10 protein-coding genes are annotated in these 14,778 nt (G+C 71.2%); 7 read left to right on the top strand and 3 right to left on the bottom strand.

The genetic code is table 11. The features are described from left to right. Nucleotides 1-436: 436 nt before the first annotated feature. Together FS770_RS09055 and FS770_RS09050 are read left to right on the top strand one after the other, a co-directional pair. Complete coding sequence (locus FS770_RS09055) at nt 437-1,855, top strand: glucose-6-phosphate dehydrogenase (protein WP_094393236.1); 1,419 nt, start codon at nt 437-439, stop codon at nt 1,853-1,855. Between the two features lie 123 nt (nt 1,856-1,978). After that, nucleotides 1,979-4,783 (top strand): DUF2339 domain-containing protein, encoded by a 2,805-nt coding sequence (locus FS770_RS09050; protein ID WP_145011276.1) that lies wholly within the window; start codon nt 1,979-1,981, stop codon nt 4,781-4,783. A 231-nt stretch (nt 4,784-5,014) separates the two neighbouring features. On the opposite strand, the gene FS770_RS09045 is transcribed toward FS770_RS09050, so the two are convergent. Continuing rightward, nucleotides 5,015-6,577 (bottom strand): AbgT family transporter, encoded by a 1,563-nt coding sequence (locus FS770_RS09045; protein WP_145011274.1) that lies wholly within the window; start codon nt 6,575-6,577, stop codon nt 5,015-5,017. A 307-nt stretch (nt 6,578-6,884) separates the two neighbouring features. Here FS770_RS09045 and FS770_RS09040 point away from each other — a divergent pair, with 307 nt between their 5' ends. The 5 genes from FS770_RS09040 to FS770_RS09020 are packed head-to-tail and all read left to right on the top strand — an operon-like array spanning nt 6,885 to nt 12,814. Beyond that, nucleotides 6,885-7,583 carry an NUDIX hydrolase gene (locus FS770_RS09040; protein WP_144941482.1) on the top strand — a complete coding sequence of 233 codons (699 nt, stop codon included), beginning with the start codon at nt 6,885-6,887 and terminating at the stop codon, nt 7,581-7,583. Then, nucleotides 7,580-8,911 carry a quinolinate synthase NadA gene (gene nadA / locus FS770_RS09035; RefSeq protein WP_145011271.1) on the top strand — a complete coding sequence of 444 codons (1,332 nt, stop codon included), beginning with the start codon at nt 7,580-7,582 and terminating at the stop codon, nt 8,909-8,911. Before FS770_RS09040 ends, nadA begins: the two co-directional genes overlap by 4 nt. Next, nucleotides 8,904-10,733 (top strand): L-aspartate oxidase, encoded by a 1,830-nt coding sequence (gene nadB, locus FS770_RS09030; RefSeq protein WP_244944848.1) that lies wholly within the window; start codon nt 8,904-8,906, stop codon nt 10,731-10,733. Before nadA ends, nadB begins: the two co-directional genes overlap by 8 nt. Beyond that, on the top strand, nt 10,711-11,610 hold the full coding sequence (gene nadC, locus FS770_RS09025) for a carboxylating nicotinate-nucleotide diphosphorylase (RefSeq protein WP_144941485.1): 900 nt from the start codon (nt 10,711-10,713) through the stop codon (nt 11,608-11,610). The genes nadB and nadC overlap by 23 nt, the downstream gene beginning before the upstream one ends. Nucleotides 11,611-11,644: 34 nt before the next feature. Continuing rightward, nucleotides 11,645-12,814, top strand: coding sequence for a cysteine desulfurase family protein (locus FS770_RS09020; RefSeq protein WP_145011268.1), 1,170 nt, complete (start codon nt 11,645-11,647; stop codon nt 12,812-12,814). Nucleotides 12,815-12,860: 46 nt separating this feature from the next. Here the strand turns inward: FS770_RS09020 and FS770_RS09015 are convergent, their stop codons facing one another. Next, on the bottom strand, nt 12,861-13,838 hold the full coding sequence (locus FS770_RS09015; protein ID WP_145011265.1) for a 2-hydroxyacid dehydrogenase: 978 nt from the start codon (nt 13,836-13,838) through the stop codon (nt 12,861-12,863). 232 nt (nt 13,839-14,070) lie between these two features. Then, on the bottom strand, nt 14,071-14,691 hold the full coding sequence (locus FS770_RS09010) for a superoxide dismutase (protein WP_144941490.1): 621 nt from the start codon (nt 14,689-14,691) through the stop codon (nt 14,071-14,073). Nucleotides 14,692-14,778 lie beyond the last annotated feature (87 nt).

Below are 14,778 nucleotides of genomic sequence, written 5' to 3'. Positions count from 1 at the left end.
CCGGTCCCGCCGCAGCAGCGCACCGTCCTGGTGGCCCTGGTTCACGAGCACCTGAATGCTCAGGGCCGCATCCCGCAGCCAGGTGCAGCGGTAGTCCCAGTTGCGCCCCCACGAAGTCCTCCGGCAGGGACGTGGTGGGCGCCGCGACGATCCCGCCGGTCTCCGGGTGGGTCAGGGCGCGCAGCACCGGCAGGGAGGGGGTGACGATCTCGTCGTGGCCGCCCCCGCAGCCCACCGCTAAGACCCAGTCGTCCAGGCCGCCGCCGGCCACCCGCGCACCAACAGGCGCCGTCGCGCCGTTCCCGTGCCCGGCCTCCTGCGTCCCGGTCTCGTTTCCAGCCTCAGCCGCTGGCACGAACCCCGACGCCGCCCGCTGGCCGTCCCCCGGGGTGCGGCAGCGCAGCCCGAGCCTCTGTCCACCCCCTACCCTGATCCCATGGACAACATCAGGACCCTTGTGATTCTCGGCGCCTCCGGCGACCTCACCGCGCGACTGCTCCTGCCGGGGCTCGGTTCGCTGCTGGACCTGCAGCCGGAGCGGGAGATCACGATCGTCGGCTCCGCCCGGGACGACTTCCCGGGTCCACTGGGTCCGGACGACGACGTGCGTGCGGGGACCTGGGAGGAGACGGTCGCCAAGGCGTTCGCGTCCGTGGGCGCCACCGGCCCCGCCGTGGAGCGAGCGCAGCGGGAGACGCACTGGGTCTCGTGCGACGTCACCGAGGCTGCGGACCTCGAGAAGCTGCTCGGCGACGTCGTCGGCCCCGTGTGCCTGTACTTCGCGCTGGCTCCCGCCATCACCAAGAAGGCGTGCGCAGCGCTGGCCGAGCTGGACTCGCTGCCCGAGGACCTGTACCTGGCGCTCGAGAAGCCCGTGGGCACGGACCTGGCCTCCGCGCGGGCGCTGAACGCGCAGGTGGGGCAGCTGGTGGACGAGCAGCACACGTTCCGCGTGGACCACTTCCTGGGCATGCCCGGCGTGCTGGACATCGTGGGCCTGCGCTTCGCCAACCGACTGTTCGAGCCGCTGTGGGACCGGCGGCACGTGGAGTCCATCGAGATCGTCTTCGACGAGACGCTCGCCCTGGAGGGCCGCGGGGAGTTCTACGACAGCACGGGTGCCGCCCGGGACATGCTGCAGTCCCACCTGCTGCAGGTCATGGCGCTGACGATGATGGACCCGCCTTCCCGATTCGACGCCGTGGAGGTCCCCGCCAACACCGCGCACATCCTGCGCGCCACCCGGCTGTGGGACGAGGAGTCCACCATGCACGCCGCCGAGCACCCCGGGATCACCCCGGTGGTCCGCGGCCGCTACACCGCGGGAACCACGGGCGGGCACGACGTCCCGGACTACGCGGAGGAGAAGGACGTGGACCCGCAGCGGGAGACCGAGACGTTCGTGCAGGTCACCCTGGAGGTGGACACCTGGCGTTGGAACGGGGTGCCGGTGACCCTGCGCTCCGGCAAGGCGATCGGCAACCCCGCCCAGCACATCCGCGTGACCTTCCGCCGCCCGCCCCACGAGTACAAGGGCTGGCCGCACCCCCTGGCCCCGGACGTACTCAGCGTGGGCTTCGAGGAGGAGCACGTGCAGCTCGAGACCAACGTGGGCAGCCCCTTCGACTCCCGCGGCATGAACCGTCTCACCCTCTCCAGCGGCGTCCCGGAGCCGGGGCTCACGGCCTACGGCTCCGTGATGCGCTGGATCCTGGACGGGGACCCCACCTTCACCGTGCGCGCGGACGCCACGGAGGAGGGGTGGCGGATCATCGACCTCATCCAGAACGCCTACGACACCTGCGCCCCCCTGCAGGAGTACCCCGCAGGATCGGCGGGCCCGCGCGTCAAATAGAGACTTATTCATACACACGTCCCTTTCACGGCGGGGCATGACCCGGGGGCGTGTCCTCCTCTGGTATCCAGGGAAAGTCCAGGCAATCCGCTGGACCTTCAACGCGTGACAGGGGAGAACCACATGCCATCATCGGCGCACGGCCCGGCGGGCGAGTCCCGGGATCGGAACGGGGAGAAGACCGAAGCCGTCCCCGCCGCAGGCCACGAGGGCCACGGCGCGGCAGCAGCCGGTGCCGCCAGCCATGGTGCGGCGAGCGCCGGGGCGGCCACCGCCCCCGGCCAGCAGCCTTACGCCTACTCTCCGCCAGCGGCTCTGTCCACGATGACCCCGCGCCACTGGTGGGTTCCCGCCGTGGCCGGGGCGGCCGGCTACGTGGGCATGGTGCTGGGCACCGTGCTCGCCATGCTGCTCACGCTCCTGGGCGCAGCCATCGCGGGGGACTCCAGCGGGAGTCTCACGGATCAGGTGGACAACCAGATCGGCACCTTCACCGGTGAGGCCCCCGACCTCTCCGGCGCCGCATGGTTCCTGTCCGTGCCGTTCCAGCTGGCCGCCATGGCCGCGCTGGTGCCGCTGCGCGTGATCGCGAGCGTCGGTGGCGAGGGCGGCACCGCGGGCATCACCGTGCCGCAGCACTTCGCCCTGGCGTGCGGCATCGCCGCCGCGTGGTTCGTGGCGCGCAAGCTCTCGGCGGGTCTGCGCGTGGAGACGCGCGCCGTGCAGTGGGTCATGGCCGCCGTGGGCGGCGTGGTGTGGGGCGCGCTGGCGCTGATCGTCACCGCGGTGACCGTGCTGCGCATGGACCTCTCCGTGTTCTACTCCACCCTCCAGCTGCGCATCACCGCCGTGGGGCCGGGCCTGTTCGCCGTGCTCCTGGTGGTGGGTCTGCTGAGCATCGCCTCCGCACTGAACGTGCGCTCCACCCAGGCCGCTCCGGGCCGCGTGGTGATCGGCGCCGAGCGCTCCCTGCCGGGTGCGCTTCAGGTGCTGCGTCCCATCGTTGTTCAGTTCACCGTGTTCGCCGTGGTGGCGGGCCTGGGACTTCTGATCTGGGCCTTCGTGAAGTACGGCGCCGTGGCGGGCTTCTCCGCCCTGTTCTGGCTGCCCGTGGCCGTGGGCTGGCTGTTCGTGCTCTCCCTGCTCTCCGCGCTGACCGCGGGTGGCGCGGCGATCTCCTACACGGACCTGACCGGCAACTCCCACGCGTTCTACCTGTGGAGCGAGGGTACCGTGCCCGGCTGGGCTGTGGTGCTGTGCATCCTGCTGGCGCTGGTCTCCGTGCTGTGCGCGGCCACCGCCTGGGGGCACGTGCGTCCCATGGACCAGCGCGTGGCGCGCAACCCCTTCGCGTGGGCCGTGCTGCCCCTCGCGTACTTCGTGCTCGGCATCCTGCTCATGTGGCTGCTCAACGTCAGCGGTTTCGCCGCGGAGGCGGGCAGCCGGACCCAGGGGGCGGGCTTCAGCCTGCGCCCCGCCGGGTGGACGTGCCTGGTGCTCCTGCTGTGGGGTGCGGTGATCGAGCTGCTCGCCCGCTTCGTGGTACCCGCGTTCATGAACTCCCTGCCCGCCGGGGTCACCCGCGGTCTGCGCGGTTCCGAGCGCTCCCGCGGCCGCGCCGCCGTGGTGGCCTCCGCCGCCGCAGTGGGTGGAGCCGGTGGCGCGGTGGCTACCGCCGGGCACCACGCTGCCACCGCACCGGGCACGACGACGTCCGCGACCCCCGCGGCGACGTCGTCCCCCGCGGCCTGCCCCACCGAGGACACGGTGACCGCCCAGCGCGGTGACACCGCCGGGCTCACCCCGGGTGAGCAGACCCGCGTGCTGCCCAGCTACGACGACGCCCGCCCGGCAGCCGCCGCGCAGCCCGAGCGCACGCCCATGGACCCGGCCAAGAAGAAGCGGATCCGGTTGATCGCGATCATCGTGGGCGCCCTGGTGCTGCTGGCCGTGGCCGCGGTGATCGTGTTCTCGGTGCTCAGCCGCACTGTCTTCGGCCCGGACAACCAGGCCGGGGAGCTGCTGCAGTCCGTGCAGGACGGCAAGGCGTCCGCCGTGGCGAAGGTCGCGGACCCGAACGTGGCCACCGGCGAGCGCGCGCTGCTCACGGACGAGATCTACGGAGCCGCCGAGAACCGGGTGTCCTCGTACGAGGTCAAGGACACGCAGATCGACGGCGACCACGCCACGGTCAACGCCACCGTGACCCAGGACGGCGTGACCACCCCGGTCTCGCTGCCCATGGTCAGCGACTCGCGCGCCGGACTGTTCAAGTCCTGGCGCGTGGACGAGACCGCAGCCGGGTCCTCGCTCTACCAGACGTTCAGCGTGGAGGTTCCCGCGGGTGTGGACGAGCTGACCGTGAACGACCAGAAGGTCACGGTGGACAAGCAGAACGACCCCCACGCCCAGGAATTCACCGTGCTCCCGGGCGACTACGCCGTGGGCGTGTCCTCCGCGAGCAAGTACGTGACCTACGGCGGCAACCAGGTGGCGCAGATCCGCGCCGGGGCGGAGTCGATGGACTCGGGCATGTCCTTCAGCCAGTCCTTCACCCCGGCGCTGGAGCAGGACCTCACCAAGCAGCTCAACGCCAAGCTGGACACGTGCGCCAAGTCCGGCGAGTTCGAGCCGGACGGCTGCCCCTTCGGGTACTCGATCTTCGGGGACGAGAAGGACTACCGGAACCCGGTGTGGAGCATCGAGCGCTACCCCACCTATTCGGTGTCCCGCTCCCCGTTCGGCAGCGGTGAGATCTCCTTCTCCACGAGCAAGTCCGGGGAGGCGCGTCTGAACTACCAGCACAACGAGGAGTACGACGACGACGAGCCCGCCGACTGGTCCGACGAGGACACCACCACGAGCATCTCCACCTCCGGCACCGTGACGGTGTCCGGGGACAAGATCACCGTGGACTCCAACGACTGACCCGCTCCCCCGGTGACGGACGCCGGTGCCAGCTTCCGGTACCGGAGGACGGTGAGAACGCCCCTCCCCGCTCAGTGACCTGGTCACCGGGCGGAGAGGGGCGTTCGTCGTTTCCAGTGGGGGGCTCGCGGTCCTTGGCCGGCCACCCCAGAGCTGCACGCCCCGCGAGGGGCGGCGTGCCGGGCGAGGGCGGCAGCGCGGCGTCGTCGTCCCCGGCGAACCCCGCCGCGTTCAGAGGTCCTGCGGACCCAGCGGCAGGCCGAGGAGGTACCAGGCGATGAAGAGCAGGAACCAGCCCACGAGCATTGCGATGGACAGCGGGAGCACCAGCGAGATCAACGTGCCCACCCCGGCGTTCTTCTGGTAGCGCCGCAGGTAGCCGAGCACGAGCGCGAAGTAGGGGCTGACGGGGCTGATCACGTTGGTGGGCGAGTCGCCGATGCGGAACAGCGCCTGGGTCATCTCCGGGGACACGTTGAGCAGCATGAGCATGGGCACCATCACCGGCGCGAGCAGCGTCCACTGGGCGGAGCCGGAGGTGATGAGCAGGTTCATCACTGCCACGATCAGCACGATCCCGGTGAAGGTCGCCACCGGCGGCAGTCCCAGGGAGCCGATGAAGTCCGCGCCGTAGACGGCGAGCACGGGGCCGATCCCGGACCACTGGAAGTACGCGGTGAACTGGGCGGCGGCGAAGAAGAGGACGAGCACCGGGGTCACGCTGGTGAGGCCCTCGGCCATGGCCTCGGGCACCTGACGGGCGCGGGTCATGGTCCCGGCGGCGCGGCCGTAGACCCGGCCGACGACGGCGAACATCACCGCGATCACGATGCCCACGTTGATCAGCAGCGGGGACATCAGCACGGTGCCGTCCTCCGCGCGCAGCGGAGAGCCGGGAATGAGCAGGGCCAGGAGGTAGACCACCATCATGAGCGCGAAAGCGATCCCGGCGTTGCGCAGGCCGCGCTTCTCGCGGGGCTTCAGGCGCATGTCCTCGAAGTCGCCCATGTTCTGCTGCTTGGTGTCGGTGTCCTCCTCGATGGCCTCGCCGCGCTTGGCGAGCACCGTCTCCGTGACCACGGTGATGATGCCCGCAAGTACCAGCGAGGAGACGAACGTGAAGAAGTAGTTGGACACCGGGGTGACGAGCACGCTCTTGTCGATCAGACCGGCCGCCGCCGTGGTGATGCCGCCGAGCAGCGCGTCCGACGCCGTGGGCAGCAGGGACGCGTTGAACCCGGCCGCCACGGAGCAGAACGCCACGATGAGCCCCACCACAGGCGAGCGCCCCGCGGCCTTGAACGCGAGCGCGCCCAGGGGGATCAGCACCACGTACATGGCGTCCGAGGCGATGGAGCCGGTGATGCCGGTCAGTGCCAGCACGAAGGTGAGCCACTTGGGCCCCACCCGCGCCACGGAGCCGCGCAGCGCCGCCGAGAGCATCCCGGACTGCTCGGCCACGGCCACGCCGAGCAGGATCACGACCACCAGCCCGAGCGGCGGGAACTCCACGAAGTTGGTCACGGCCTCGGCCACGATCTTGCGCAGACCGTCCGGGGCCAGAAGGCTGGTGACCGCAACGGTCTCCCCGGTGGCCGGGTTCACAGCGCTGAGCCCCACCGCGGAGAGGATCCAGCTGAGCAGGATCACGATCCCGGCGAGCAGCAGGAACAGCCAGAACGGGTCGGGAAGCTTGTTGCCCACCCACTCGATCCAGTTCAGGACCCGGAGCAGGGCGCCGGTTCCCCTCTTCTCGGTGCCGTGCGGGCGGGCGCTGGGCGCGTTCGAGGACATGGCGTGTTCCGTTCTGCCGGCGGAGCAGGGTTCAGCCCAAGGTACGCAACCTGCGGGCCGGCAGTGGTGAGGACACGGGCGGGCGACGATTGTGGCGCGCGGTTCGGGGGCACGACGTCGTGTCGCGGGGCCGCGCGTTCGGTCCAGCCTGCGAGGGGCCGGGTCCGCACGGGGCAGGTTTCCCGCGGACCGGGTTCCGGGGGGTGACGGCGCCCCGCCACTTAGTGTCATTCTGACACTAACGTGTTAGAGTCTCCATGACACTTACGGGGGATCCCCCCGGACTCCTCGGCGATGGGCGGCGGCCATGGGCACTGCGTGCACGAGCATCGCTGTGTCCACGGTGATCTTCACGGTGCGCCCCACCGGCCCAGACGGCAGCCACGAGTTGTGGTTGCCGCTGGTGCGCCGGGTCCGCGAGCCCTACCGCCAGATGTGGGCGCTGCCGGGTGGTCCACTGGGCCAGGACCAGGACCTCGAGACGGCGGCCGCGAGCTACCTGCACCTGACCACGGGACTCACCGCCGCGCACCTCGAGCAGATCGCCACCTTCGGGGGCCTCACCCGTTCCGAGGGTGCCGACGAGCGCGTGGTCACCGTGGTCTACTGGGCCGCCCTGCCCACGCACGACGCCGCGTCCGGTGACGGCGACCTCAACGTCACCTGGCTGCCGGCCACCGACCTCCCGCCGCTGGCCTTCGACCACTCACTGATCGTCTCCCACGCCCTGGCGCGCCTGCGGGACCGGATCGCGGACCCCACCGTCGCCCGCTCCTTCCTGCCCGCCGCGTTCACCGTCGCCCAGCTGCGGGAGGTCCACGAGGCGATCCTCGGCCACAAGGTGGACCCCCCGAACTTCCGCCGCCACGTGCTGCGCTCGGGACGCCTGGAGGACACCGGCCAGCGCGTGGCCGGCACCCCGCACCGCCCGCCGGCCCTGTACCACTTCACCACCGAAGACGCACCCGAGTTCTTCCGATCCCGCTCCACCGAGGAGACACCATGACCTCCGTCGCCACCCGCCTGACCCTGCTGGCCTCCCGACCGGACGCCGCGACGTCATCACCGCAGGGTTCCTCGTGCAGCTCGGCGCTGGCCGAGCAGCCGTGGGACTTCCCCGCCCCGCTCGCGCAGGGCTACGGCCCCGGCGCCTCCCAGGATGACACCGTGCCGGCCGGATCCCCCGCGCAGCCCACCATCCCACAGCGCTATCGGGATGCCACCCCCGAGCAGCTGGACGCCATGATCCGCGCGGCGAAGCAGAGCCTCGGCGAGCGCGCGGTGGTGATGGGCCACTTCTACCAGCGGGACGAGATCGTGGCGCACGCGGACTTCATCGGGGACTCGTTCCAGCTCGCGCAGCAGGCGAAGGCCCATCCGCAGGCGGAAGCCATCGTGTTCTGCGGCGTGCACTTCATGGCGGAGACCGCGGACATCCTCTCCACCGCCGATCAGGCCGTGATCCTGCCCAACCCCGCCGCCGGCTGCTCCATGGCGGACATGGCGGACGAGGACTCGGTCGAGGAGTGCTGGGCGGACCTTGTGGATGCCCTCGGTCCGCATGCCACGGCCGAGGACGGCACCGTGCTCACGGACGAGCGCGGCGAGCCCCTCGCATCCGTCGTTCCCGTGACCTACATGAACTCCTCGGCGGCACTGAAGGCGTTCTGCGGACGCAACGGCGGGATCGTGTGCACGTCCTCGAACGCCGCCACGGTCCTGGAGTGGGCCTTCGCGCGCGGGCAGCGCGTGCTCTTCTTCCCGGACCAGCACCTGGGGCGCAACACCGCCAAGGCCATGGGCGTGCCGCTCACGCAGATGCCCCTGTGGAACCCCCGCAGGCCCCTGGGCGGCAACTCCCCCGAGCTGCTGCGGGATGCGCGCGTGATCCTGTGGCACGGCTTCTGCTCCGTGCACCGCCGCTTCACCGTTGCGCAGATCGACCAGGCGCGCGCCGAGCACCCCGGCTGCACCGTCGTCGTTCACCCGGAGTGCCCCATGGAGGTGGTGGACGCGGCGGACTCTGCCGGGTCCACGGACCACATCCGCAAGGCCGTGGCCGCAGCGGAGCCCGGGCAGACCTTCGCGATCGGCACCGAGATCAACATGGTCAACCGGCTGGCCGCCGAGTACCCCGAGCACACCATCTTCTGCCTGGACCCCGTGATCTGCCCGTGCTCCACGATGTACCGGATCCACCCGGGCTATCTCGCGTGGGTCCTGGAGGAGCTGGTCGAGGGTCGCGTGGTGAACCAGGTGAGCGTGCCGTCCGACGTGGCCGAGGACGCCTCCGTGGCCCTCGAACGGATGCTCACCGCGGTGCCGCGTGCGTGACGCGCCGCCGCCCATCCCCGGGCACGACGACGCCGCACCGCGCGTCCTCATCGTGGGTTCCGGTGCCGCGGGGCTCACCGCCGCGCTGCGTGCGGCGGCGGACGGCGCCCGGGTCACCGTGATCACGAAGTCCGCGGCCGCCCACACCGCCACGGACCGCGCCCAGGGCGGGATCGCCGCGATGACCCGGGACCTGCCCGGCGGCCAGCCGCGGGACACTGCTGAGCTGCACGTCCACGACACCCTCGCCGCGGGGGCGGGGTGCTGCGACGTGGAGGTGGTGCACGGCGTCGTCGCGGACTCCCCCGAGGCCGTCACCGCGCTCACCGGCGCAGGGGTCCGCTTCGACCGGGTGGCCGGGCCCGCTTCGGACTGGGTGCAGGGCCTGGAGGGCGCCCACAGCGTTCCCCGCATCCTGCACGCGGGAGGTGATGCCACCGGCCACGCGATCCAGGCGGCGCTGACCGCGCGGGTCACGGAGTCCGCCGCCCGAAAAAGCATCACCCTGTTGGAATACATGCTGGCCACCGACCTGCGGCTGCGGGACGGTCGGATCACCGGCGTCACGGTGCGGCCCGTCGATGCCAACGGTCTCCTCGGGGAACCCTCTGACCTCCCCGCCGACCACGTGGTGCTCGCCACCGGTGGCGTGGGCCAACTGTACCCGTTCACCACGAATCCCGCGGTGGCCACCGGGGACGGCATCGCCCTCGGCCTGCGGGCCGGAGCGGAGGTGCGGGGGATGGAGTTCGTCCAGTTCCACCCCACCGCGCTGACCGCCCCGGGATCCTTCCTGATCTCCGAGGCCGTGCGGGGCGAGGGTGCCGTGCTGCGCAACCACCGGGGTGAGCGCTTCATGCTCCGCGCGGACCCGCGCGCCGAGCTTGCTCCCCGCGACGTCGTGGCCCGCGCCATCGCCGCCGAGCGCTCCGCCGAACCCGGGGCCGGGGTCTTCCTCGACTGCTCTGAGATCCCCGTGCCGGACGGCGAGGACCGGGCCAGTTTCCTGGCCCGGCGTTTCCCCACCATCGACGCCGCCCTGCGGGAGCACGGGATCGAGTGGTCCCGCGAGCTCGTGCCCGTGGGCCCTGCGGCCCACTACCTCATGGGCGGAATCGCCACGGACGCCTCTGGGCGCACGAGCGTCCCTGGACTGTGGGCGGCCGGAGAGTGCGCCGCCACGGGGCTGCACGGCGCCAACCGGCTGGCTTCCAACTCCCTGCTGGAGGCGGTGGTGTTCGGCCAGCGCGTTGGACGTCTCGTCGCACAGGACCCCGTCCCCTTGTGGCCGGTCGAGGTCAGCACGGCCTCGGCCCTGCACGACACCGACCCCGCGCATGTCCCCCACGGAATGCACGGGACGCTCGGCATTCCCTTCAGTCGTGCCGCCCTGCAGGCCACCCTGTGGCTCGGAGCGGGAGTGGTCCGCACCGGGGCCGAGCTGGCAAGAACCCAGCGACTGCTGGAGCAGTGGCTCGCGGCGCCGTCGTCAACGGCCGCAACGGGAGCGGCAGAGGCTGAGGCTGAGGCTGAGGCTGAGGCTGAGGCTGAGGCTGAGGCAACGGTAGGGGCGAAGGATTCCGGCGCCGCCGCTCGCCCCCGCGACGAACGCCCGGCCACACTGGCCGAGTACGAGGACCGCAACCTGTTGGCCGTGGCCCGAGAAGTGGTTCGTGCCTCACGGCTGCGCACCGAGTCCTGCGGCGCGCACCATCGGGCGGATCGCGCGGAAGCACACGACGCAACGCCCGGAGCCGCACCCGCATCGGCACTCGAGGACCACCACGAAAGGACAGCGCATGCTGCACCGCTCAGCCGTTGAGGCCGTGATCCGCGCCGGACTGGCGGAGGATGCCCCGTGGGGTGACCTCACCTCGGACCTCGCCCTTCCCGCGGAAGCGCACGCCACCGCCACCATGACCTCCCGCGAGAGCGGCGTGTTCGCCGGGGAGAAGGTGATCCGCACGGGCTTCGCCGTCGCCGATCCCGGGCTCACGGTCCAGCTGCACGTGGCGGATGGGGACGCCGTCGAACCCGGGACGGTGGTGGCCACGGTCTCCGGACCCGCCCGGCCCCTGCTGAGCGCCGAGCGCACCGTGCTGAACCTGGTGCAGCGCATGTCCGGGATCGCGACGACCACCGCGCGCTACGTCGCGGAGGTGGAGAAGTCGGTCGCCGAGGTCGAACGGGCCAACAAGCTCCCCGCCGGGACCATCACCCGGACCCGCGTGTGCGACACCCGCAAGACCACCCCGGGGCTGCGAGCTCTCGAGAAGCACGCCGTGACCTGCGGCGGCGGCCACAACCACCGCTTCGGGCTCTCGGACGCCGTGATGCTCAAGGACAACCACCTGGCCGTCCTCACGGCCAGCGGGGTCTCCCTGCCCCACGCCCTGCGGGAGCTCCGCCGGAAGATGCCCCACACGGCATGCATGGAGGTGGAGGTGGACCGCCTGGACCAGATCGAGGACGTCCTCACCGGGGGTGCGGACGTAGTCATGCTGGACAACTTCTCCCGCGCGGACCTTGTCAGCGGTGTGGCCATGATCGACGGCCGCGCCGCCGTGGAAGCCTCCGGCGGCATCACCCTGGAGACCATAGGGGAGGTGGCAGCCACCGGCGTGGACGTGATCTCCGTGGGCGCCCTCACCCACTCGGTACGCGCGCTGGACCTGGGACTGGACATCGCCACCGGCTGATCCCGCCCTCCCGTTCCGCTATGAAAGGCACCCCATGATCTACCTGGACCACGCGGCCACCGCCGCTCCCCGGCGGGAGGTCATCGAGGCCATGTGGCCGTGGCTGACCTCCGAGTTCGGCAACGCGTCCAGCCACCATGAACGCGGGCGCCGCGCCGCTGCGGCCCTGGAGGACGCCCGCGAGCGCGTGGCCGCCGTGCTGCGTGCCCGCCCCGGGGAGGTCGTCTTCACGTCAGGCGGCACGGAGGCGGACAACCTCGCGGTCAAGGGGATCGCCCTGGCCCGCCGCGAGCGCCGCGCATCGCGGACCCGGGTGGTCACGAGCGCCATCGAGCACCACGCCGTGCTGGACTCCGCCGCGGACCTCGCCCGCTACGACGGCTTCACCGCGCAGCAGGTCCCGGTGGATCCGAGCGGCACAGTCACCCCGGACGCCTTCCGGACGGCCCTCAGCGGTGACGACGACGTCGCCGTGGCCTCCGTGATGCTCGCGAACAACGAGGTCGGATCGGTACAGGACGTGGCCACCCTGGCGGAGATGGCCGCGGAGTACAACGTCCCCCTCCACACCGACGCGGTCCAGGCTGCGGGGACGCTGCCCCTGGACGTGCGGGCCCTCGGGGTGAGCGCGCTGAGTCTCGCGGGGCACAAGATCGGGACGCCGCCCGGCATCGGGCTGCTGTGGCTCCGTCGCGGCACGCCGCTGCGCCCTCTGTTCAGCGGAGGGGGGCACGAGCGCGGCCGCCGTTCGGGAACATCCACCGTGGCCGGCGCGGTGGGCCTGGCCGTGGCCCTGGAACGCGCTGAGGCGGAGCGCGAGGACTACGTGCGCCGCGCCGTCGACCTCCGGGACAGGCTCATCGAGGGCATCCGCGGCCGCGTTCCGGGTGCCCTGCTCACGGGTCCGGATCCGAGAGGCGGTGGGAACAGGCTGGCCACGAACGCCAGCTTCTGCTTCCCCGGGGTCAACGGGGAGACGGTGCTCGTGGACCTGGAGAATCGGGGGGTGCTGGTCTCCTCCGGCTCCGCGTGCTCGGCGGGCTCCACGGAGCCGTCCCACGTGCTCACGGCCCTCGGACTCTCCCCAGAGGTCGCGGGCACGGCGGTGCGCTTCAGCCTGGGCAGGGACACGACGGAGCAGTCCGTGGGCACTGCCGTGCTCGCGACCGCAGAGGTGGTTGGCGCACTGCTGGACGGCGTCTGAACGACAGGCCGAGGACGACGTCGTCGGTCCCGCGGTTCTCCCGCCCCTACGCCTCCACCGGGTACGGCGGCTTCTCTCCGCGGGCCATGGCGACGGCGTTCTCCGCCGCCATCTGCGCCATCCCGGCGCGGGTGCCGACCTCCGCCGAGCCCACGTGCGGTAGCAGAAACGCGTTGGGCAGCTCGAGCAGCTCGGGCTCCACGGCGGGCTCGTTCTCGAAGACGTCCAGGCCGGCCGCGAAGATCTCGTCCTCGTGCAGGGCGTGAGCCAGGGCCTTCTCGTCCACCACGGGCCCGCGGGCCGTGTTCACGAGCACCGCCGTGGACTTCATGCGGCGCAGCACCTCCGCATCCACCAGGTGGGTGGTCTCCTCGGTGAGCGGCACGTGCAGGGACAGGAAGTCGCTCGTCTCCACGAGCTCGTCCCACGGCACCTGGGTCACCCTTCCGGCCAGGTCCCCGAGCTCATCCCGGGGGACCTCGCGGTCGTGCGGCGGGCGCTGCGTGAACACCACGCGCATCCCAAAGCCGAGTGCCCTGTGGGCCACAGCCTTGCCGATCCGCCCCATCCCGGCGATTCCGAGGGTGGCGCCCGTGACGTCCTGGCCCACGAGCAGGTTCGGTTGCAGACCCGTGAATCGCCCCTCCCGCAGGTACGCGGACCCCTCGTGCGCCCGCCGGGCAGCGCCCAGGAGCAGCAGCATGGCCACGTTCGCGGTGGCGTCGTTGAGCACGTCCGGGGTGTTGCCCACCGCGATTCCGTGCTCGGCTGCGGCGGGCACGTCCACGTTGTTGTAGCCCACCCCGTAGTTGGCGATCCCCCTGATCCGGGCATCGGCGAGCAGCTGGGCGTCGAAGCGGTCGGAGACCTGCGCCAGCACGACGTCGTAGTCCCCGCTCGTGACCGCCGCTGCCAGTTCTTGGGCGCTCATGCCCTGCCGCACGTCCACCTCACCGGCCTCGCGCAGGATGCTCGGACCGGGCTCGGGGATCTCCTGGGTCACCAGAAAACGGGGCGTGCTCATGGACCAACTCCTCGGGGCGTGGGGCGCGGGCGACACCGCGCGGCAGCAGGGGGCTCGGCAGGCAACCAACCGCAAAGGGACGGCGCGGCACACAGGCGGGCACGGCGGCGGCGTCGTTGTCGTGGTCGTGGTCGTGGTCGTGGGTGACTGTGAAGCACGAAACCCCGCGCGGCGCGGACCGAGCGGGGTTTCGCGGGACGTGGGCGCCGCGGAGCAGCGCGTCACGGGTGGATCAGATGATGGACTTGCCCCCGGCGCGAGCCTTCCCGAAGCGCTCGGCGACATCCGCCCAGTTCACGATGTTCCAGAACGCCTTGACGTAGTCCGCCTTCACGTTCTGGTAGTCGAGGTAGAAGGCGTGCTCCCACATGTCGAGCTGCAGCAGCGGGATGGTGGCCACGGGGACACCGTTCTGCTGGTCGTACATCTGCTCGATGACGAGGTTCCCGGCGATCGGCTCGTAGGCCAGGATGGCCCAGCCGGAACCCTGAATGGTGGTGGCAACGGCCGTGAACTGGTCACGGAAGTTGTCGAACGAGCCGAAGAACTCGTCGATCGCCGCGGCGAGCTCGCCGGTGGGCTTGTCGCCGCCGTCCGGGGACATGTTCTTCCAGAAGATGGAGTGGTTGACGTGGCCACCCAGGTTGAACTGGAGGTCCTTGGAGAGCTTCGCCGCACCGGCGGCGTCACCGTTGGCGCGGGCCTCCTCCATCTTCTCGAGCGCGGTGTTCGCACCGGTCACGTACGTGTTGTGGTGCTTGTCGTGGTGCAGCTGCATGATCTGCGCCGAGATGTGCGGCTCGAGCGCTGCATAGTCGTACGGAAGATCGGGGAGAGTGAACTTTTCAGCCACGGTAAATCATCCTTTCTGGGGATTCGTGATGCTTCAACTGTCCGTCCGGCACCGGAGAGGGGTCAAGGACGTTCAGCCACCAGCGTA

Source organism: Kocuria salsicia (assembly GCF_007681555.1).
In the GTDB taxonomy this organism is placed as follows: Bacteria; Actinomycetota; Actinomycetes; order Actinomycetales; family Micrococcaceae; genus Kocuria; species Kocuria salsicia.
This window is presented reverse-complemented; position numbering and strand designations above follow the sequence as displayed.